This is a genomic window from Streptomyces sp. NPDC031274 (assembly GCF_055570235.1).
The window spans coordinates 214346-234702 of sequence record NZ_JBVIHP010000007.1 but is presented as its reverse complement, the minus strand read 5'-3'; the positions used below and the strand labels follow the sequence as shown (position 1 = coordinate 234702).

Below are 20357 nucleotides of genomic sequence, written 5' to 3'. Positions count from 1 at the left end.
GCGAACCCTGGAGTAGGTTCGAGGCATGACCAGCGACGCCAGCGCAAGCACAAGCGGTGAGTACCGGATCGAGCACGACTCCATGGGCGAGGTACGGGTCCCCGCCCACGCGAAATGGCGGGCTCAGACGCAGCGGGCGGTGGAGAACTTCCCCGTCTCCGGGCAGCGCATCGAGCGCGCGCACATCGCCGCGCTCGCCCGGATCAAGGCGGCGGCCGCGAAGGTCAACGCGGATCTCGGGGTGCTCGACAAGGACGTGGCGGACGCGATCGCCGACGCGGCGGGCGAGGTCGTCGAAGGACGCTGGGACGAGCACTTCCCCGTGGACGTCTTCCAGACGGGCTCCGGCACGTCGTCCAACATGAACACGAACGAAGTGCTCGCGACGCTGGCCACGGAGCGTCTTGGCCGCGACGTCCACCCGAACGACCACGTGAACGCCTCCCAGTCGTCGAACGACGTCTTCCCCTCCTCGATCCACATCGCGGCCACGGGCGCCGTGACACAGGACCTGATCCCCGCGCTCGAACATCTGGCGACCGCACTGGAGCGCAAGGCGGAGGAGTTCGCCGACGTCGTGAAGTCCGGCCGTACGCATCTGATGGACGCGACGCCCGTCACGCTCGGCCAGGAGTTCGGCGGATACGCGGCGCAGGTGCGCTACGGCGTGGAGCGGCTGCGGTCCTCGCTGCCGCGCCTCGCCGAACTGCCGCTCGGCGGTACGGCGGTGGGCACCGGGATCAACACTCCGCCCGGGTTCTCGGCGGCCGTGATCGACGAGGTGGCGCGGGCCACGGGACTGGCGCTGACCGAGGCACGCGACCACTTCGAGGCCCAGGGCGCGCGGGACGGCATCGTCGAGACCAGCGGGCAGCTGCGGACGATCGGCGTCGGCCTCACGAAGATCGCCAACGATCTGCGCTGGATGGCCTCGGGGCCGCGGACCGGGCTCGCCGAGATCAACCTGCCCGATCTGCAGCCCGGTTCCTCGATCATGCCGGGAAAGGTGAACCCGGTCATTCCGGAGGCGGTGCTGATGGTCGCCGCGCAAGTCACCGGCAATGACGCGACGGTGGCCGCCGCGGGCGCCGCGGGGAACTTCGAGCTGAACGTGATGCTGCCGGTCATCGCCAAGAACGTCCTGGAGTCCGTGCGGCTCCTCGCCAATGTCTCGCGGCTCCTCGCCGACAGGACGGTGGACGGAGTCACCGCGAATGCCGAGCGGGCCCGTGAGTACGCCGAGTCCTCGCCCTCTGTCGTCACTCCGCTGAACAAGTACATCGGATACGAGGAGGCGGCGAAGGTCGCCAAGAAGTCGCTGGCCGACCGGAAGACCATCCGGGAGGTCGTGCTCGAAGGCGGGTACGTCGAGCGGGGCGACCTCACGCTGACCCAGCTCGACGAGGCGTTGGACGTGCTGCGGATGACGCGTCCGGAAGGAAAGTGACGCGCCCTTGGGGCAAACACGGCCGTAGGGCGATTTCCTTTACGTATGGGCAGGTTCTGAGGAACCTGCCCATACGCCGACTAATATCTCTGCATGACAGACCTCACCACGCCGCCAACGACGAGCAGCGAGGCAGCACGCTGGGCCCCCGGCTCCCATGTGCTGTGGCGGTACAAGGAGAACGCCGGGAACGGAATTCACATCTGCCGTCCCGTCACGGTCGTGCAGGACACCGAAGAGCTCTTCGCCGCGTGGATGGCCCCCGGGACGGAGTGCGTGAAACCCGTTATCGCCGACGGCACTCCCGTTCACCACGAGCCCCTCGCCACCCGGTACACCAGGCCCCGCGCCCTGCGCAGGGACCACTGGTTCGGCACCGGCGTACTGAAGTTGGCCCGGCCCGCCGAGCCGTGGTCGGTGTGGCTGTTCTGGGACCCGGGATGGCAGTTCAAGAACTGGTACGTGAATCTGGAGGAGCCGCGCACCCGGTGGGCCGGGGGCATCGATTCCGAGGATCACTTTCTGGACATCTCCGTAAGGCCGGACCGGACCTGGCAGTGGCACGACGAGGACGAGTTCGTCCAGGCCCAGCGTGCCGGCCTCATGGAACCGGGAAAAGCGCGTGAAGTACGGGCCGCCGGGCATGCGGCCATAGAGGTGATCCGTTCCTGGGGGCTGCCTTTTTCGGACAACTGGCAGCACTGGCGCCCCGATCCGGACTGGACGATTCCACTCCTTCCGGACGACTGGGACCGCACGCCTTCACATGTGACGTCATGAGACCCTTGATGCGCCCCCATGGTTCAAACGTAGGATCGTCCTCCGCAAGGGCGCACAGCAGCAACTCAGCAGCAACTCCCTGAGCTTGCGCGTTGCCTGACAGGATGTCATCGAGGGGGCGGCAGAACGTGAGCGAGGCGAGCGAGGTCGACAGTTACGGCGGGCCACCCGGCGTACTGCCCGACCGGAAGGGGCAGGCCGAAGCCTTCGACGCCATCGGACAGCACTACGACGACGCCTTCCCGCACAAGGACGGCCAACTGGCCGCCGGGCGCAGGCTCGCCGACGCGCTGCCGCCCGGGGCGAGGGTTCTCGACGTGGGATGCGGCACCGGGCTTCCGACCGCCCGTCAGCTCACGGACGCCGGACACTTCGTCCTTGGCGTCGATCTCTCGTCCGGCATGCTCGATCTCGCCAGGAAGAACGTTCCGGCTGACAACGCCGAGTTCCGCATGCTCGACGTGGCGGAACTGCGGGCCGAAGGGCCCGGCGGGGTCGGCCGGTTCGACGGGATCACGGCTTTCTTCGCGCTCTTGATGCTGCCGCGCGCCGAGATCCCGTACGCTCTGCGGCTGCTGCACGGACTGCTGCGCCCCGGTGGCCTGCTCGCGCTGTCCATGGTCGAGGCCGACCTGGACGACACGAGAATTCCGTTCCTGGGTCACACAATCCGGGTATCCGGTTACCTGCGGGACGAACTGCGGCAGGTCGTACGTGACGCGGGCTTCGACATCATCGACGAGGAAACGTACTCCTACGCCCCGGCGAGTACCGGCGTACCACCCGAGCACCAGCTTTTCCTGCACTGCCGACGCGGCTGACCAAAGTAGCCACCGGACACCAAGGCGCAGCCCCGGACGGACGGATTCGAAACGCGTGACGGAGCATTCCATCCCCGACGAGGGCCGACAGCCCCGAGCTGCCCGGCCCGCAGCCCCCGCGGATCCCCGCGGGGCCCTTGCGCGCGCCCGAAAGGCGCGGGACGCCCAGGGCACGGCCGCTTTCCCCGCACAGGCTCAGGCCCGGACGGGCGACCCGGCCGCAGGACCCAGCGACGAGCACTCCCAGTCGCCGGGTCCATCGGGCCAGCAGCCCGACCCGCACCGGCCGCGCCCCGCCCCCGAAGGCGTGCCCGCACGCCCAGGCCACGATCCGGCGGCCGGACAGGGCGAAGGGCAGGACATCCTTGACGGCGCCCCCGCGGGCGCCCCGGGCGGTGAGGAGCGGCGTACGGGACAGCCACGGCCGCCGGGCTCAGGACCGGCGGCGATGCGACGCGACGGCGACCGGCTGCGCTTCGTGGGTGCCGCGACCCGGCGCATCGCACGCGGCATCGACCTGGACGAGATCGTGATGGGCCTGTGCCGGGCCACGGTGCCGACGTTCTCCGACGCGATACTGGTCTACCTCCGCGACCCGCTGCCGGTCGGCGAGGAGCGGCCGAGCGGCACCCTCGTCCTGCGTCTGCGCCGTACCGACCGGCTGCGCTCGATCGAGGAAGGGGCCGTCGAGGAGCCCGACACCGACGGCGGCACCCTGCCCGCCCTCCAGGTGCAGAGCGACCTCGTGACGACCGCCGAGCTGTGCGAGGTGAACCCCGGCGGCGCCCTCGCCGAGGTCCTGCGCGGCGTCCGCCCCGTCTTCGCCGACGGCCCCGCGGCCCGCGCCGCACTCCCCGAACTGCTCGGCGACGGCCGCAGCGCGCCTGCCGGGCAGCGGACGATCCTCGCCCCGCTGCGGGGCAGGCGCCGGGTGATCGGCGCCGCGGTGTTCCTGCGCCGCCCCGACCGGCCCGCGTTCGAGAACGACGACCTCCTGGTCGCCGCCCAGCTGGCCACGCACAGCGCGCTCGGCATCGACAAGGCCGTGCTCTACGGCCGCGAGGCGTACATCGCCGACGAGCTCCAGCGCACGATGCTCCCCGAGACCCTGCCGCGCCCGACCGGCGTCCGCCTGGCGTCCCGCTACCTCCCGGCCGCCGAGACCGCCCGCGTCGGCGGCGACTGGTACGACGCGATCCCGCTGCCCGGCAGCCGCGTCGCGCTCGTCGTGGGCGACGTCATGGGGCACTCCATGACCTCGGCCGCGATCATGGGCCAGCTGCGGACGACCGCCCAGACCCTGGCCGGGCTCGACCTGCCGCCCCAGGAGGTCCTGCACCACCTGGACGAGCAGGCCCAGCGGCTCGGCTCGGACCGGATGGCCACCTGCCTCTACGCGGTCTACGACCCGGTCGCCCACCGCATCACCATCGCCAACGCCGGCCACCCGCCGCCCGTCCTGCTGCACCTGGGAGGCCGTGCGGAGGTCCTGCGGGTGCCGCCGGGCGCCCCCATCGGCGTGGGCGGCGTCGACTTCGAGGCCGTGGAGCTGGACGCGCCCGCGGGTGCCACCCTGCTGCTCTACACCGACGGCCTGGTCGAGTCCCGGCTGCGTGACGTGTGGACGGGCATAGAGCAGCTGCGCGAGCGGCTCGCGGCGACCGCCCAGTTGACGGGCCCTGACCATCCGCCGCCCCTGGAAGCCCTCTGCGACGACGTGCTCGACATGCTCGGCCCCGGCGACCGGGACGACGACATCGCGCTGCTCGCCGCCCGCTTCGACGGGATCGCGCCGAGCGACGTCGCGTACTGGTACCTGGAGCCGGAGGACGCCACGCCCGCCCGTGCCCGGCGCCTGGCCCGCAGCGCCCTGGAGCGCTGGGGCCTGCAGGAGCTGACCGACTCCCTGGAGCTCCTGGTCAGCGAGGTCGTGACGAACGCCGTACGGTACGCGTCCCGTCCGGTGACCCTGCGTCTGCTGCGTACGGACGTCCTGCGCTGCGAGGTCGGGGACGAGGTGCCGCAGCTTCCGCGGCTGAGGCAGGCGCGGGCCACGGACGAGGGCGGACGCGGGCTCTATCTGGTGAACAAGCTGGCCCGGCGGTGGGGCGCGACGCGCCTGAGCACCGGCAAGGTGGTCTGGTTCGAGCTGAACCACAGCTCGAACCACAGCTGAACCACAGCTGGTCCCGGACGGTTCACGCCGAGCCCGGAGCACGGCACGGCGAAGGGGCCCACAAGCAACTGCTGCTTGTGGGCCCCTTCGCCGTGCCGTGCGGCTGTGGCCGTCAGTCCCTGCCCGGCCGCCCGTTCCCGTTCCCGTTCGGGTTCTCCGGGATCTCGATGGTGTCGCTCGGGTCCGGCTCGTCCGTCGGGTCCGTCGGGTCGTCCGTCGTCGGGTCGTCCGTGGGCTCGTCCGTCGTCGGCTTGTCCGTCGGCTTGTCCGTGGTCGGGTCGTCGGACGGCGGCTTCGTCGTCGGGTCCTGCGTGTCCGAGGGCTCGTCCGTCGGTTCGTCCGGGGCGCTCGTCGTCGGGTCCGGGGGCGGCGCGATGGCCGCGCCCATGGACGTGTCCAGGTCGAACTCGCTGGGCGAGCCCATCGCCTTGAAGGTGTACGCCGCCCAGATCTGCGCCGGGAAGCTGCCGCCGTCGACGCGCGGCAGACCGCCCGCACCCTTCATGGAGACCTGCTTGCTCTCCTCGGCCGTGCCCGCGGCGCCCTCGCCGAAGAGGCCGACGGAGGTGACGAGCTTCGGTGTGTAGCCGGTGAACCAGGCCGACTTGTTGTCGTCGGACGTACCGGTCTTGCCCGCCACGTCCTGAACGGGGCTGCGCACCGCGCTGCCCGTACCGTCGTCGACCACGCCGGTCAGGACCGAGGTGAGCGAGTCCGCGGTGCCGCGACTGACGGCCTGTTCGCCGATCGGGTCGGGCAGGTCGATCGTGCGGTCCTTGTGCTCGACGGAGGCGACGACAGCGGGGGTGACCTTCTTGCCGTGGTTGTCGAGCGTGGCGTAGACGCCCGCCATCTCCAGCGGGCTCGCGCCCATGGTGCCCAGGGTCTGGGCGGGCACGGCGGGCAGATCCTCGACGTTCATGCCGAGGTCGCCCGCGGTCGCCAGTACCTCGTCCATGCCGACGTCCACGCCCATCTGCGCGAAGACGGAGTTGATGGACTTGTTCATCGCCTTCTGGACGGTGACCGGGCCGTAGCTCTTGTCGTCCTCGTTCGGCGGGGCGAAGCCGACGTCGCTGCCCTTGACGGGGCGCTTGCTGGTGCCGTCGTAGATCGTGTTCGCCGTGATCGGCTGGCCGGACTGGTTCGTGGCGCTCTTCTCCAGGGCGGCGGCCAGGATCAGCGGCTTGAAGGTGGAGGCGGGCTGGTAGTCGCGCCGGGTGGCGTTGTTCGTGAAGTGCTTCACGTAGTCCTTGCCGCCGTACATCGCAAGGACCTTGCCGGTCTTGGGGTCGACGGACGCGGCGCCCGCCTGCACCCGGGCGTCGGCCTTGCTCTTGTCGGGATCGAGCTTGTCGTTCAGCTTCTTGTCGACGGCCTTCTCGAGCTGCTTCTGCTTCTTCTCGTCGATGTTGAGCGTGATCGAATAGCCACCCGCGTCGAACTGCTCCTCGCTGAGGTGACCGGCCTTCATGACCTCGGCCTTGGCCTCCTTCACGAGGTAGCCGGTCTGGCCCTCAAGGCCCGGAGCGGCCTTGGGCGACTGCGGCTTGTCGAACTTCAGGCCTTCGCGCTCGCTCGCGGGCAGCCAGCCCTCCTCGACCATGTTGTCGAGCACGTAGTTCCAGCGCGCCTCGACCAGCTTCTTGCTGGCGTCCGTGGCGGAGGTCCAGTCGTACTGGCTGGGGGCCTGGAGGAGGGCGGCGAGATAGGCGCCCTGCGTGACGTCAAGCTCCTCGGCGTCCACGCCGTAGTACGCCTGGGCGGCGGCCTGGATACCGTAGGCGCCGCGGCCGTAGTAGCTGGTGTTGATGTACCCGGCGAGGATGTCGTCCTTGCTCTTGTTCTGGTCCACCTTCAGCGAGATGACCAGTTCCCTGAACTTTCGGGTCACCGTCTGGTCCTGCGTCAAGTAGTAGTTCTTGACGTACTGCTGGGTGATCGTCGAGCCGCCCTGCTTGCCCTTGCCGGTGACCGTGTTGAGCAGGCCGCGGGCCGTGCCCTTGAAGTCGACGCCCTTGTCCTTGTAGAAGGACTTGTTCTCGGCGGCCACGAAGGTCCGCTGTACGTCCTTGGGGACCTTGTCCAGGTCGACGACCTCGCGGTTCAGCTCGCCGGTCCTGGCGATGACCTTGCCGTCCTTGTACTTGTAGACGTTGCTCTGGAGCTTGGCCGCGGCGTTGCCCTCAGGCACCTCGACCATCATGTAGAGGACGACGAAGCCGAGCATGCCGAGCAGGCAGAGCCCGAAGAACGTACCCAGGATCTTCTTCAGCGTGAAGAAGCGGCGTATGCCCTTGCGCTTGGGTTTGCCGTCACCGGCGGGGCGCTTGCGCGCTGCCCGGCGCGCACCGCGCTGCCGCGCCTGTCGCTCTTCCGCTCGGCCCATGAGTGTGTGTGCTCCGCTTCCGTCTCGTTCGCGTGTCCGTATGCCGTTGCGCGGTGTCGCCCGTACAACGGAACGGACAGTCGGCCGACCATATGACCGGCAAGTCAGCTCAAGAAGCTAACACCGCACCTGGGGACAAAGGACGGTCGATCCGGCCTTTTCCGGACGTGACAATCAGCACCTGCCCCACAGGAACCGGTGATTGCTCCCAGTAGATCGACGATCCTGGGGCCCAGAAGGTTGCCCACCTTCCCGAACCGCTGGCTCTGCACTGGGGGTATACATGGCACGTATACACACCGTGTAGAGTGCTCCGCATGTCCATCGGTCACACCCTCCTCGGCCTCCTTGAGTCCGGCCCGCGTCACGGCTACGACCTCAAGCGCACCTTCGACGAGAAGTTCGGTCACGACAAACCCCTGCACTACGGGCAGGTCTACTCGACCATGTCCCGCCTCCTGAAGAACGGCCTCGTCGAGGTCGACGGCGTAGAGACGGAGGGCGGTCCCGAGCGCAAGCGGTACGCGATCACCGAAGCCGGCATCACCGATGTCGAGCAGTGGCTCGCCACCCCGGAGAAGCCCGAGCCCTACCTCCAGTCGACCCTCTACACGAAGGTCGTCCTCGCGCTGCTCACCGAGCGCGACGCCTCGGAGATGCTCGACGCCCAGCGCGCCGAACACCTGCGCCTGATGCGCATCCTCACCGACCGCAAGCGCAAGGGTGACCTCGCCGACCAGCTGATCTGCGACCACGCGCTCTTCCACCTCGAAGCCGATCTGCGCTGGCTCGAGCTGGCCGCCGCACGCCTCGGCAAGCTCGCCCTGGAGGTGCGCTCCGCATGACCCCCGCAGGTTCCCTCCTCACCGCCTCAGGCCTTCGCAAGACGTACGGTCCGACGACCGCGCTCGACGACGCCGGGTTCTCCATCCATCCCGGAGAGGTCGTCGCCGTCATGGGCCCGTCCGGCTCCGGCAAGTCAACGCTCCTGCACTGCCTCGCGGGGATCGTCAAGCCCGACTCGGGCTCCATCACGTACAACGGCCGCGAGCTCACGGGTCTGCCGGACGCCGCGCTGAGCGCCCTGCGCCGCAGCGAGTTCGGGTTCGTCTTCCAGTTCGGGCAGCTGGTCCCCGAGCTGACGTGCGTGGAGAACGTCGCGCTTCCGCTGCGGCTCAACGGCGCCAAGCGCAAGGACGCCGAAGCGACCGCCCGTACCTGGATGGAGCGCCTGGAGGTCGAGGACGTCGCCGCCAAGCGGCCCGGCGAGGTCTCCGGCGGTCAGGGGCAGCGCGTCGCCGTGGCCCGCGCGCTCGCCACAAGCCCGCGCGTCCTCTTCGCCGACGAGCCGACCGGCGCGCTCGACTCGCTCAACGGCGAGCGCGTGATGGAGCTGCTCACCGACGCCGCACGCTCGACGAACGCGGCCGTGGTCCTGGTCACGCACGAGACGCGGGTCGCCGCCTACTCCGACCGCGAGATCGTCGTGCGCGACGGCAAGTCGCGGGACATGGAGCGGGCCGTATGAGCCTCGACACCCACGCCAAGGCCCGTACGGGGCCTCCGGCGCCGCTCCCCGAGCACACCGCGCCGACGGGCGTCCGTGCCTGGGTCCGCGATCTCGTGATGGGCATACGGTTCGCCGTCGGCGGCGGCCGTGCGGGCTGGGCCCGCACGATCCTGACTGCGGTCGGCGTCGGCCTCGGTGTGGCGCTGCTGCTCGGCGCGGCCTCCGTGCCGAATCTGCTCCAGAGCCGGGAGGACCGCTCGGTGGCCCGCTCGGACTGGGGCCAGTTCGACGGCAAGAAGAAGGAGCGCTCCGACTCCAGCGTCCTCTCGCGCACCGCCGACACCGACTTCCGCGACTCGACGGTGGCAGGCCGTACGGTGCGCGCCGAGGGCGAGCACCCCGTCCTGCCGCCCGGCCTGAAGAAGCTGCCCGCGGACGGCGAGATGGTCGTCTCGCCCGCCCTGCTCGACCTCCTGAACAGCTCCGAGGGCAAGCTCCTCAAGGAGCGCCTCGACCGGTACCGCATCACGGGCACCATCGGTGACGCGGGCCTCGTCCACCCCCAGGAGCTCTACTTCTACGCCGGTTCCGACGCGCTCACCCAGGCCAAGGGCGGCCACCGTGTCGCGCAGTTCGGCTACAAGGAGCCCCCGAAGCCGCTGGATCCGATCCTCATCGTCCTTGTCGTCCTGGGCTGCGTGGTGCTGCTGACTCCCGTGGTCATCTTCATCGGCACGGCGGTCCGCTTCGGCGGCGACCGGCGGGACAAGCGGCTCGCCGCGCTGCGCCTTGTCGGCGCGGACGCACATGCGGTGCGCAGGATCGCGGCGGGCGAGGCCCTGTGCGGCGCGCTGCTCGGCCTTGCCTTCGGCGGCGTCGCCTTCCTGGGCCTGCGCGAGCTGCTCGGCGTGTTCGACGTGTGGAAGGTCAGCGCTTTCGCCACCGACGTGACGCCGGTGCCCGGCCTCGCGGTGCTCGTCCTGCTGGCCGTCCCGCTCACCGCCTTCGTGGTCACGCTGGTCTCGCTGCGTGCCGTCTCCATCGAGCCCCTCGGCGTCTTCCGCAGCGCGAAGCCCCGTAAGCGCCGGATCTGGTGGCGCGTCCTGATGCCGGTGGCCGGCATCGGCATCCTGCTGGCCTCGGGCCGCCTCGCGGGCGACGTGACCCCGCCGGTCTACGCCATCGGCCTGGGCGCGACGCTCACCCTGATCGGCCTTGCCGCGCTGCTCCCCTGGCTCGTCGAAGCGGCCGTGGCCCGGCTGCGCGGCGGCCCCGTGCCCTGGCAGCTGGCCACCCGCAGGCTCCAGTTGAGCAGCGGCACGGCGGCCCGCGCGGTCAGCGGCATCACGGTCGCGGTGGCGGGCGCCATCGCCCTGCAGATGATGTTCGGCTCCATGCACAACGACTTCGACCGGGTGACGGACAACGACCCCGGCCGGGCCAAGCTCCAGGTGCGCGCGGACGTCGGAAACGGCGACCTCGCCCAGCAGATGATCGACAAGTTCCGTACCACCAAGGGCGTCAAGAACGTCATCGGCACGGTCGTCTCGTACGTCGTGAAGCCGGGCGAGCTGAAGAACGCCGACGACATCAGGCCCACCGCGGAACTGACGGTCGGCACGTGCGCGAACCTGCGCGAGCTGGCCCGGATCGACTCGTGCGAGGACGGCGACACGTTCGTCGTGCACACCGGGGACGCCGATATGAACAAGTGGGTCGACGAGACGGCCCGCCCCGGCAAGCCCATCGAGCTGAACTCCGACAGCTGGGACGAACCCGGCCTCAAGCACGTCCCGTGGACGCTGCCCGCCGATTCCCGCACGGTCAAGGCCCGCCCCGACCCGGGCGGCGACGTGCACAACGGCATCTTCGCCACCCCCGGCGCGGTCTCCCCGTCCAAGATGGTCAACGCCTCCACGAACGCCATGATCCAGGTCGATCCGGACGTGCAGGACAACGAGGAGTACATCCGCAACACCGCGGCCCGCATCGACCCGTTCCTCGACGTGATGACGCTGCGCGCGGTCGAGCGGGACAAGCAGTACGCCTCCATCCAGACCGGTCTGCAGATCGGCGCGATGGCGACGATGGTCCTCATCGCGGCGTCCATGCTGGTGTCGATGCTGGAGCAACTGCGCGAGCGGAAGCGCCTGTTGGCCGCCCTCACCGCGTTCGGCACGCGCCGCTCGTCGATGGCGTGGTCGGTCCTGTGGCAGACGGCGATCCCGGTGGCGATCGGCCTCGGCCTCGCCGTCGCGGGCGGCCTCGGTCTCGGGTTCGTCATGGTCCGCATGATCGAGAAATCGGTCGAGGACTGGTGGCTCTTCCTGCCCCTGACCGGCGCCGGGGCCGTGCTCGTCGCGGTCGTGACGCTGCTCAGCCTGCCGCCGCTGTGGCGCATGATGCGCCCGGACGGCCTGCGGACGGAGTAACTCCCTCAAGCGAGGGCGGGGCGTTGCCGGTGCGGGGTCACAACACCCGCACCGGCAACGGCTTCACGGCCCCCCTCAGGGCGGCGGCGAGCGTCTCGTACTCCGCCGCACGCGCGGCCCCCGTACGCATCGCGAGGGCGATGCGCCGGGTCGGTGCCGGATCGGCGAAGTACCCGGTGAGCAGCTGGTTGCTGCGGCTGGTCTCGACGCGGACCGCGGTGCGCGGAAGCAGCGTCACGCCGAGCCCGCCGGCCACCAGCTGTACGAGGGTGGAGAGCCCGGCGGCGGTCGTGGTCACCGGGGCGTCCGCGCGCCCGGCCTCCCGGCAGATGTCCAGGGCCTGGTCGCGCAGGCAGTGCCCTTCGTCGAGGAGCAGCAGGTTCAGCTCGCGCAGGGCGTCGCGCGGGATCCCCTCGCGTCCGCCGAGCCAGTGGTCGAGGGGCGTGACGAGCACGAAGTCCTCGTCGAACAGCGGCATTTCGGTGACCCCCGGCACGCCGAGCGGCACGGCGAGCAGCAGCAGATCGAGCCGCCCCGCGCCGAGCCCCTCGATCAGCGACGAGGTCTGCTCCTCGTGCACCTGGAGATCGAGGTCCGGGTACTTCTCGTGGACGAGCCCGATGAACGTGGGCAGCAGATAGGGCGCCACGGTCGGGATCACGCCGAGCCGCAGCGCTCCGGTGAACGGGGCGCGCACCGCGTCGGCCTCCTCCATCAGCGCCCCGACCTCCTCAAGGACGGCCCTGGCCCGCACCGCGAGGCGCTCGCCCGCCGACGAGAGCAGCACCTTGCGGGTCGTACGCTCAAGCAGGGTGACCCCGAGCGTCTCCTCCAGGGCGGACACGGCGCCGGAGAGCGCGGGCTGGCTCATGCCGATCGCGGCGGCGGCGTCCCGGAAGTGCAGGTGCTCGGCGACGGCGGCGAAGGCGCGCAGCTGGGCGAGGCTCGGCTGGCGGGCGCCGCGCTTGACCGCGGGCTTGGCGCTGGTGGCCACGGCACTCCTCCTTCTCGCTCGTCCCCTTTACTACGGGGACTGATAGCTAGGTCCGATCAACACGACCCACTCTAGCTATTTCCATAATCAATGCACCCTGTGCCACCATCAACACCAGTCCAACCCCCCAGGAAACTCCCCAAAAGGGATTTTCTTTGCAGCAAGGAGAGCGCGTGCTCACTGTCGGTGACAAGTTCCCCCAGTTCGATCTGACTGCCTGTGTCTCGCTGGAGAAGGGCTCGGAGTTCCAGCAGATCGACCACAAGACCTACGAGGGCAAGTGGAAGATCGTCTTCGCGTGGCCCAAGGACTTCACCTTCGTGTGCCCGACCGAGATCGCCGCCTTCGGCAAGCTGAACGAAGAGTTCGCTGACCGTGACGCCCAGATCCTCGGCTTCTCCGGCGACTCCGAGTTCGTGCACCACGCCTGGCGCAAGGACCACCCGGACCTGACGGACCTGCCCTTCCCGATGCTGGCCGACTCGAAGCACGAGCTCATGCGTGACCTCGGCATCGAGGGCGAGGACGGCTTCGCCCAGCGCGCCGTCTTCATCGTCGACCAGAACAACGAGATCCAGTTCACGATGGTGACCGCCGGTTCCGTGGGCCGTAACCCCAAGGAGGTCCTCCGGGTCCTCGACGCCCTCCAGACGGACGAGCTGTGCCCCTGCAACTGGACCCAGGGCGACGAGACCCTGGACCCGGTCGCGCTGCTCTCGGGCGAGTGAACGGAGCCTACTGACATGGCACTCGACGAACTGAAGTCCGCCGTACCGGACTACGCCAAGGACCTGAAGCTGAACCTCGGCTCGGTCATCGGCAACTCGGACCTGCCGAAGCAGCAGCTCTGGGGCACGGTGCTCGCCTGCGCGATCGCCTCCCGCTCCACCAAGGTGCTGCGCGAGCTGGAGCCCGAGGCGAAGGCGAACCTCTCCCCCGAGGCGTACACCGCCGCCAAGTCGGCCGCGGCCGTCATGGCGATGAACAACGTCTTCTACCGCACGCGCCACCTGCTCTCGGACCCCGAGTACGGGACGATGCGGGCCGGCCTCCGGATGAACGTCATCGGCAACCCGGGCGTGGAGAAGGTCGACTTCGAGCTGTGGTCGCTCGCGGTCTCCGCGATCAACGGCTGCGGCCAGTGCCTCGACTCCCACGAGCAGGTGCTCCGCAAGGCGGGCGTGGATCGCGAGACGATCCAGGAAGCCTTCAAGATCGCCGCGGTCATCCAGGCGGTCGGCGTCACGCTGGACTCCGAGGAGTCCCTCGCGTAGCGGTCCCCAGAGCGGTAACGGAACGGCCCCTCCCAGCAGTTGCCGGGAGGGGCCGTTCCTCTTGCGTGCCGTCGGTCACCGGCTCCGCCGAGTTCGTCCTCAAACGCCGGACGGGCTGAAAGAGGTCCGCCGTCCTACGAGCCCGACGACGGGGAAGCCGGATCCACCGGGGCGACATCCACCGCCGTCGCCCCGCGCGGCTGCGGCGCCTGTTTCAGGGCCGCCTCCCGCGAGTACGCCCGCAGATAACCCACCACCGTGTTCGTCACGGCCACCAGCGGTACGGCCACCACCGCGCCGCCGATCCCGCCGACAAGGCCACCCGCGGCCACGGAGAGCACGACGGCCAGGGGATGCACCCGTACCGCACGCCCGAGGATGAAGGGCTGGAGGATGTGGCCCTCGATCTGCTGCACCGCGAGGACCACGACCAGGGTCATCACGCCGGTGAAGACGCCCTGGGTCACCAGGCCGACCACCACGGCGAGCGCGCCCGAGACCACCGCACCCACCAGCGGGATGAACGCGAACAGGAAGATGAAGACGGCCAGCGGAACAGCCATCGGCACCCCGAGGAAGTAGATCCCGAGGCCGATGAAGATCGCGTCGATCAGAGCCACTATCACCGTGCCGCGCACATAGGCCGTCAGCGTGCGCCACGCACGCGGACCCGCCCCCGCGATACCGGGCCGCGCGGGCGCCGGGACCAGCTTCAGGAACCACTGCCAGATGCGCTTGCCGTCGTACAGCAGGAACAGCGTCGAGAACATCGCGAGCAGGATGCCGGTCATGGCCTCCACGATCACGGTGACCCCTTCGAGCCCCGCCGACGTCAGCTCCTCCGTGTTCGCCCCGACCGCCTCGCGCAGGCTCTTGGCGATGTCGTTGATCTGGTCCTCGGTCACGTGGAACGGGCTGGTGAGCAGCCAGTTGCGCAGGTCGTCGATGCCGTTCTGCACCTGACTGGAGAGCGTGTCCGCGTTCTCCATGACCTGCCAGACGACGAACCAGCCGACCAGCCCCATGATGACGAAGCCCGATACGGCCGTGACAGCCGTCGCGAGTCCCCGCGGCAGCCCGAGCCGCTTGAGCCTGACCACGGTCGGCTGGAGCATCGCGGTGATGAGCAGCGCGGCGACGAAGGCGAAGACGACGAGCTGCACGGCGGTGATGACCTTCATCAACACCCAGAGCGTGCCCGCGAGTACGAGAAGACGCCAGCCTGCCTCGGCGGCCACCCGCATCCCCCACGGCACCGCCGAGACGGGGTCGGGCCGCGCCGATACGGCCGGCGCGTACGCGGGCGGGGCGGGCACGACCTGCTCCTCCTGCTCCGCGTCGGTGGACGCGTCCCCCTCGGCGGCGGCAGCGTCGTCGACGGCCGACCGCCGCGACGTCCCGGGACCGTCCTCAGGACCGGGATAGGGCTCGTCCTGCTGCCCCATCCGCTCGCCCATCCGGGACAGCCCGGCGCCGAGCCTGCCGATCCACTCTGGTACTCGCGACATGATCCGTCCTCTTCCCCCGTCTTTCCCCACCACTCCCTCCTGGAAGTTGTCGGAATGACCGTACACGGCAAAGACCCCCCACCGAAGGACGGTGAGGGGCCTGAGAAGGTTGAGCGATCAGCGGCTCAGTACCAGTTGTTCGCCTGCCAGAAGTCCCAGGCTCCGCACGGGCTTCCGTAGCGGTCGTTCATGTAGCCCAGACCCCACTTGATCTGCGTGGCGGGGTTCGTCTGCCAGTCGGCTCCGGCCGAGGACATCTTGGAGCCGGGCAGCGCCTGGACGAGACCGTAGGCGCCCGAAGAGGCGTTGCTGGCCTGGTAGTTCCAGGTGGACTCGTGGTTGACGATGTTGCTGAAGCACTGGAACTGGTCACCGGGGACCATCTGCCGTGCCATCGCCTGGACCTGCGAGACGGAGTACGAGGACTGCTTGGCGAAGTCGCCGGCGTCGCGCGTGGAGGAACGGCTGGCCTTGGTCTCGGCCTGCTCCTCGCGCTCCTTCTTGGCTGCCGCCTTGTCGGCGGCCTCCTGCTTCTCCGCCTTCGCCGCGGCCTTCTGCTTCGCGATGGCCGACTCCGCGGCCTGCTTACGCGCCGCTTCAGCCGCCGACTTCTTCGCAGCCGTGTCGGCAGCCATGGCCTGTGCGTCGGCCTGCTGCGTCAGGGACGCGGTCTGTACCTGGGCCTGCTGACCCGCGGGGATGTCTGCGAGGAGTGTCGCTTCGCTCGCCGTCGCCTCGAAGTCGTTGTCGTTCGAGGCGCCCGGGGTGCTGCCCGAAGCGACACCAACGACAGCGCCGACAGTGGTGACCGCGGTGGCGGATGCCACGGCGAATCCCCGGACCGAAATCCGGCTCACACGGTTTCCTTCCAGCATCGCCCGCATAGGTGACCTCGCGGACGCAATCGTGCCCCTGGACGCTGGCCTCCGCTTGGTTCTCGGTCACGGGAGGCACGGGCCCGGTGGGCAACTCCCGTGAAGGGAGTGCCGCGTGGTGCTTCGGGCGGCATGCGACGGCCACTATGAAGTTCTGGTGTTTCCGGGTTGCGGTACCGCTGGGGGTACAGGTGTGTCGCATGCGGGGCCTGACAGGACCCAGACTCTGCCCCAGCCGGAGGCCGCAAGGCAATTCTCCGTGCCGTGTGAAAGCTCACACCTCGTTTGCCCCAGGAGTTTTTCGGAAAAGGGCGGACGCCATGACGCCGCCCGGCTAGGCTCCTTCGCTTCGCCGGGCGGCGCCAACTACCGCGTAAACAGGGTGAACTGGTTCAGATCTGCCCGTCCTCCAGCATTTCGGTCACGAGCGCCGCGATCTGCGAACGCTCGGAGCGGGTGAGCGTGACGTGGGCGAAGAGCGGATGGCCCTTCAGCTTCTCGACCACGGCAACTACCCCGTCGTACCGACCCACTCGAAGGTTGTCGCGCTGGGCGACGTCGTGGGTGAGGACGACTCGGGAGTTCGCCCCGATCCTGGACAGAACGGTCAGAAGAACGTTTCGCTCCAGGGATTGGGCCTCGTCGACGATCACGAACGCGTCATGCAACGAGCGCCCGCGGATGTGGGTGAGCGGGAGCACTTCGAGCATGCCGCGCGCCGTCACCTCCTCGATGACCGCCTTTCCCGCCACCGAGCCGAGCGTGTCGAAGACCGCCTGCGCCCAGGGACCCATCTTCTCGGCCTCGGTGCCGGGCAGATAGCCGAGCTCCTGCCCGCCCACCGCGTACAGCGGCCTGAAGACCATCACCTTCTGGTGCTGTCGGCGCTCCAGGACGGCTTCGAGTCCTGCACAGAGCGCGAGAGCCGACTTGCCGGTGCCCGCCCGGCCGCCCATCGACACGATGCCGATGTCCGGATCGAGCAGCAGATCCAGCGCGATGCGCTGCTCCGCACTCCTCCCCTTGAGGCCGAAGGCCTCGCGATCGCCGCGTACGAGACGGACGTTGCCCTCGGCCGTGACACGGCCGAGCGCCTTGCCCTTCTCGGACTGGATGGTGAGGCCCGTGTGGACGGGCAGGTCGGCCGCTTCCGGCACATACAGGGTGTCTTCCTCGAAGAGGAGGTCCACCTGCTCCCCGGAGAGGGTCAGTTCGGACATTCCGGTCCAGCCGGAGTCCGTGATGGCGAGCTCGGCGCGATACTCCTCCGCGAGGAGGCCGACCGAGGACGCCTTGATCCTCAGAGGCAGGTCCTTCGACACGACAGTGACGTCGTATCCCTCTGCCTGGAGGTTGCGCGCGACGGCGAGAATCCGTGAGTCGTTGTCCCCCAACCGGTAGCCGGCCGGGAGCACGCCGGGATCGGAGTGGTTGAGCTCGACGCGCAGCGTGCCGCCCAGATCGCCGATCGGGATCGGCGCGTCCAGACGACCGTGCCGGACCCGGCAGTCGTCCAGCAGGCGCAGGGCCTGCCGGGCGAAGTAGCCGAGCTCCGGATGGTGCCGCTTCGCCTCGAGCTCCGTGACCACGACGACGGGGAGCACTACTTCGTGCTCGTCGAAGCGGTACATGGCATTCGGGTCAGCGAGCAGAACGCTGGTGTCGAGAACATAGGTGCGCCTGTCGGGCATGCGGCGCTTCGTGCTGGTCACCACGGAAGGACGTACCCCCTCGGATGAGGTCGGGGAGCGACGGGAAGGATGCCGGGAGAAGTCCGGACCGGTCTCGTGCCGCAGTGCGCGGGCCGAGCTCCGGCCCTCCACTTCGCCCGTACTCACCGCACGGTCGTCCTGGTGCAAAGGGCCTCCCGGGCGGACGGCCCCATGCCGCCCGCTGAGATACGACATCCGTGAATCGGATGTCGACCTGGAAGGCTTATTCCCTCGAACACGCGCAGCCATGCCAGGGCATATGACGGCGCGTCCGTGAACTCTGGGTTACTCACGCCTCACCGACATGAGTACCGCACGGACACCTCGTGGGTGTCAGCCGCCGAAGCGCCGGTGCCGGGCCGCGTAATCACGCAGCGCGCGCAGGAAGTCGACCTTGCGGAAGGCCGGCCAGAAAACTTCACAGAAGTAGTACTCGGAGTGGGCCGACTGCCAGAGCATGAAGCCTGACAGGCGCTGCTCACCACTCGTTCGGATCACAAGGTCGGGGTCCGGCTGGCCGCGCGTGTAGAGGTGCTTGGAGATCAGATCGACGTCGACGGCCTCGGCGACGTCCTCCAGGCTCGTGCCCTTGTCCGCGTGGTCGAGGATCAGCGAGCGGACCGCGTCGGCGATCTCCTGTCGGCCGCCGTACCCGACGGCCACGTTGACCAGTATCCCGGCGTTGCCGTGGGTGGACTGCTCGGCCTCCTTGAGGACGGCCTGGGTGCGGTCGGGCAGCAGGTCCTTCGTGCCCACGTGGTGCACGCGCCAGCGGCCGTCGGCCGCGAGGCCGCGGACCGTGTCCTCGATGATGCCGAGGAGCGGGATCAACTCCTGCTCGGGGCGGTCGAGGTTGTCCGTGGAGAGCATCCAGAGAGTGACGACCTCGACGTCCGTCTCGGCGCACCAGCCGAGGAACTCCTCGATCTTGTACGCACCCGCCTGGTGTCCCTGTTCGGTGGTCCCGCCGGACGCCTTGGCCCAGCGCCTGTTGCCGTCGAGGATGACCCCGATGTGCTTGGGCACCTGGTCGTGGTCGAGGCGGCCTTCCACCCGGCGTGCGTAAAGTCCGTACACCAGGTCGCGCAGGTTCACTTCTGTCAGCCCCTCCATGCAGATGGCAGTCCCCGAAGGCGAAAGCCTACCGCTGTGAGGGCATGCCTCTGCTCTCGGGTGAGCGGGTATCCGCTCGCGCGATGATCCGGGACCGGCCCTCGGAAGATCGGGGCCCGGCCCTCGGAAGATCAGGGGCCAACCCTCGGAAGATCCGAGCCTGGACATGGGAAGATCCGGAGCTGAAGTAGCTTCGTACCCATGAACGACACGTCTCTGTACCAAGCGGCAGCGGACCGTTACGACGCCATGGAGTACCGGCGCACGGGCCGCAGCGGCCTGAAGCTCCCCGCCGTCTCCCTCGGCCTGTGGCACAACTTCGGTGACGACAAGTCCCTGGCGAGCCAGCGCGCGATCCTGCGCCGCGCCTTCGACCTGGGCGTCACGCACTTCGACCTGGCGAACAACTACGGGCCGCCGGCCGGTTCCGCCGAGCTCAACTTCGGCAAGCTGTTCGCGCAGGACTTCGCCCCGTACCGCGATGAACTGGTCCTCTCGACCAAGGCCGGCTACCTCATGCACCCCGGCCCGTACGGCGAATGGGGTTCGCGCAAGTACCTGCTCTCGTCGCTCGACGCCTCGCTGAAGCGGATGGGCGTCGACTACGTCGACATCTTCTACTCGCACCGCTTCGACCCCAACACCCCGCTGGAGGAGACGATGGGCGCGCTCGCGTCCGCCGTCCAGCAGGGCAAGGCGCTGTACGTGGGCGTCTCCTCGTACAACAGCGAGCAGACCGCCGAAGCGGCGCGGCTGCTGCGGGAGATGGGCGTTCCCGCCCTCATCCACCAGCCCTCGTACTCGATGATCAACCGCTGGACCGAGGACGACGGCCTGCTCGACACTCTTGAGGGTGCGGGGATGGGCTGCATCTCGTTCGTGCCGCTGGCACAGGGGCTGCTCACGAACAAGTACCTCAAGGGCATTCCGGAAGGTTCGCGCGCCACGCAGGGCAAGTCCCTCGACCCCGATCTCCTGAGCGACGAGGTCGTGCGCCGGCTCAACGGCCTGAACGACATCGCGGCCCGCCGCGATCAGTCGCTCGCGCAACTGGCGCTCAACTGGGTCCTGCGCGACGAGCGGATGACCTCCGCGCTCATCGGCGCCTCCAGCGTGAAGCAGCTCGAGGAGAACGTGGCGGCGCTGGCCGGTCCGAAGCTCACGGACGAGGAGCTCACCGAGATCGACACGTACGCGGTCTCCACGCCCGGCACCAACATCTGGGCCGGGCGGAACTGACGGTCACTCCCCTGGAGACGGTCGCGTCCCCTATATAGGGGACGCGCCTCGTGAATGCGGGACGCGCCTCGTGGGGGCGCGGGCGCG

Annotated in this window: 16 protein-coding genes; 10 read left to right on the top strand and 6 right to left on the bottom strand. The window is 69.2% G+C overall.

Annotated features, from left to right (window positions below; translation table 11 throughout):
* The first annotated feature begins 25 nt into the window (after nt 1-25).
* From ACZ5CR_RS14555 to ACZ5CR_RS14540, 4 genes are all read left to right on the top strand, one after another.
* Nucleotides 26-1447 carry a class II fumarate hydratase gene (locus ACZ5CR_RS14555; RefSeq protein WP_468857338.1) on the top strand — a complete coding sequence of 474 codons (1422 nt, stop codon included), beginning with the start codon at nt 26-28 and terminating at the stop codon, nt 1445-1447.
* 93 nt (nt 1448-1540) lie between these two features.
* Nucleotides 1541-2227 (top strand): cytidylyl-2-hydroxypropylphosphonate hydrolase, encoded by a 687-nt coding sequence (gene fomD / locus ACZ5CR_RS14550; protein WP_468857337.1) that lies wholly within the window; start codon nt 1541-1543, stop codon nt 2225-2227.
* Nucleotides 2228-2331: 104 nt separating this feature from the next.
* Entirely contained in the window at nt 2332-3048 is a 717-nt protein-coding gene (locus ACZ5CR_RS14545) for a class I SAM-dependent methyltransferase (protein ID WP_468857336.1), read from the top strand.
* A 55-nt stretch (nt 3049-3103) separates the two neighbouring features.
* Entirely contained in the window at nt 3104-5224 is a 2121-nt protein-coding gene (locus ACZ5CR_RS14540; protein WP_468857335.1) for a SpoIIE family protein phosphatase, read from the top strand.
* Nucleotides 5225-5336: 112 nt separating this feature from the next.
* Here ACZ5CR_RS14540 and ACZ5CR_RS14535 read toward each other — a convergent pair whose 3' ends face one another.
* Nucleotides 5337-7613 carry a transglycosylase domain-containing protein gene (locus tag ACZ5CR_RS14535; protein ID WP_468857334.1) on the bottom strand — a complete coding sequence of 759 codons (2277 nt, stop codon included), beginning with the start codon at nt 7611-7613 and terminating at the stop codon, nt 5337-5339.
* Nucleotides 7614-7930: 317 nt separating this feature from the next.
* Here ACZ5CR_RS14535 and ACZ5CR_RS14530 point away from each other — a divergent pair, with 317 nt between their 5' ends.
* Genes ACZ5CR_RS14530 through ACZ5CR_RS14520 form a run of 3 tightly spaced genes read left to right on the top strand, consistent with a single transcriptional unit; the run spans nt 7931 to nt 11555 of the window.
* The gene (locus ACZ5CR_RS14530; RefSeq protein WP_389903767.1) at nt 7931-8458 is read left to right on the top strand and encodes a PadR family transcriptional regulator; all 528 of its coding nucleotides are present in this window, start codon (nt 7931-7933) and stop codon (nt 8456-8458) included.
* Nucleotides 8455-9141, top strand: coding sequence for an ABC transporter ATP-binding protein (locus ACZ5CR_RS14525; RefSeq protein WP_468857332.1), 687 nt, complete (start codon nt 8455-8457; stop codon nt 9139-9141). The genes ACZ5CR_RS14530 and ACZ5CR_RS14525 overlap by 4 nt, the downstream gene beginning before the upstream one ends.
* The gene (locus ACZ5CR_RS14520; protein WP_468857330.1) at nt 9138-11555 is read left to right on the top strand and encodes an FtsX-like permease family protein; all 2418 of its coding nucleotides are present in this window, start codon (nt 9138-9140) and stop codon (nt 11553-11555) included. The genes ACZ5CR_RS14525 and ACZ5CR_RS14520 overlap by 4 nt, the downstream gene beginning before the upstream one ends.
* A gap of 37 nt (nt 11556-11592) precedes the next feature.
* On the opposite strand, the gene ACZ5CR_RS14515 is transcribed toward ACZ5CR_RS14520, so the two are convergent.
* On the bottom strand, nt 11593-12549 hold the full coding sequence (locus ACZ5CR_RS14515; RefSeq protein ID WP_468857328.1) for a LysR substrate-binding domain-containing protein: 957 nt from the start codon (nt 12547-12549) through the stop codon (nt 11593-11595).
* Nucleotides 12550-12722: 173 nt separating this feature from the next.
* Here ACZ5CR_RS14515 and ACZ5CR_RS14510 point away from each other — a divergent pair, with 173 nt between their 5' ends.
* Nucleotides 12723-13277, top strand: coding sequence for a peroxiredoxin (locus ACZ5CR_RS14510; protein WP_361181899.1), 555 nt, complete (start codon nt 12723-12725; stop codon nt 13275-13277).
* 15 nt (nt 13278-13292) lie between these two features.
* On the top strand, nt 13293-13823 hold the full coding sequence (locus tag ACZ5CR_RS14505; protein ID WP_468857326.1) for an alkyl hydroperoxide reductase: 531 nt from the start codon (nt 13293-13295) through the stop codon (nt 13821-13823).
* A gap of 134 nt (nt 13824-13957) precedes the next feature.
* Here the strand turns inward: ACZ5CR_RS14505 and ACZ5CR_RS14500 are convergent, their stop codons facing one another.
* From ACZ5CR_RS14500 to ACZ5CR_RS14485, 4 genes are all read right to left on the bottom strand, one after another.
* Nucleotides 13958-15331, bottom strand: coding sequence for an AI-2E family transporter (locus ACZ5CR_RS14500; RefSeq protein ID WP_468857324.1), 1374 nt, complete (start codon nt 15329-15331; stop codon nt 13958-13960).
* A 125-nt stretch (nt 15332-15456) separates the two neighbouring features.
* Nucleotides 15457-16188 carry an aggregation-promoting factor C-terminal-like domain-containing protein gene (locus tag ACZ5CR_RS14495; RefSeq protein WP_468857322.1) on the bottom strand — a complete coding sequence of 244 codons (732 nt, stop codon included), beginning with the start codon at nt 16186-16188 and terminating at the stop codon, nt 15457-15459.
* A 410-nt stretch (nt 16189-16598) separates the two neighbouring features.
* Entirely contained in the window at nt 16599-17921 is a 1323-nt protein-coding gene (locus ACZ5CR_RS14490; protein ID WP_468857320.1) for a PhoH family protein, read from the bottom strand.
* 330 nt (nt 17922-18251) lie between these two features.
* Nucleotides 18252-19013, bottom strand: coding sequence for an isoprenyl transferase (locus ACZ5CR_RS14485; RefSeq protein WP_468857476.1), 762 nt, complete (start codon nt 19011-19013; stop codon nt 18252-18254).
* Between the two features lie 219 nt (nt 19014-19232).
* Between ACZ5CR_RS14485 and mgrA the strand changes: the two genes are divergently transcribed.
* On the top strand, nt 19233-20270 hold the full coding sequence (mgrA, locus tag ACZ5CR_RS14480; RefSeq protein ID WP_468857319.1) for an L-glyceraldehyde 3-phosphate reductase: 1038 nt from the start codon (nt 19233-19235) through the stop codon (nt 20268-20270).
* Nucleotides 20271-20357 lie beyond the last annotated feature (87 nt).

Excerpts from the sequence above, each read along its gene's own strand:
- fomD (WP_468857337.1), top strand. The coding sequence starts at position 1,541 with ATGACAGACCTCACCACGCCGCCAACGACGAGCAGCGAGGCAGCACGC.
- ACZ5CR_RS14520 (WP_468857330.1), top strand. The coding sequence starts at position 9,138 with ATGAGCCTCGACACCCACGCCAAGGCCCGTACGGGGCCTCCGGCGCCG.
- ACZ5CR_RS14505 (WP_468857326.1), top strand. The coding sequence starts at position 13,293 with ATGGCACTCGACGAACTGAAGTCCGCCGTACCGGACTACGCCAAGGAC.
- ACZ5CR_RS14500 (WP_468857324.1), bottom strand. The coding sequence starts at position 15,331 with ATGTCGCGAGTACCAGAGTGGATCGGCAGGCTCGGCGCCGGGCTGTCC.
- ACZ5CR_RS14525 (WP_468857332.1), top strand. The coding sequence starts at position 8,455 with ATGACCCCCGCAGGTTCCCTCCTCACCGCCTCAGGCCTTCGCAAGACG.
- ACZ5CR_RS14545 (WP_468857336.1), top strand. The coding sequence starts at position 2,332 with ATGTCATCGAGGGGGCGGCAGAACGTGAGCGAGGCGAGCGAGGTCGAC.
- ACZ5CR_RS14535 (WP_468857334.1), bottom strand. The coding sequence starts at position 7,613 with ATGGGCCGAGCGGAAGAGCGACAGGCGCGGCAGCGCGGTGCGCGCCGG.
- ACZ5CR_RS14530 (WP_389903767.1), top strand. The coding sequence starts at position 7,931 with ATGTCCATCGGTCACACCCTCCTCGGCCTCCTTGAGTCCGGCCCGCGT.
- mgrA (WP_468857319.1), top strand. The coding sequence starts at position 19,233 with ATGAACGACACGTCTCTGTACCAAGCGGCAGCGGACCGTTACGACGCC.
- ACZ5CR_RS14555 (WP_468857338.1), top strand. The coding sequence starts at position 26 with ATGACCAGCGACGCCAGCGCAAGCACAAGCGGTGAGTACCGGATCGAG.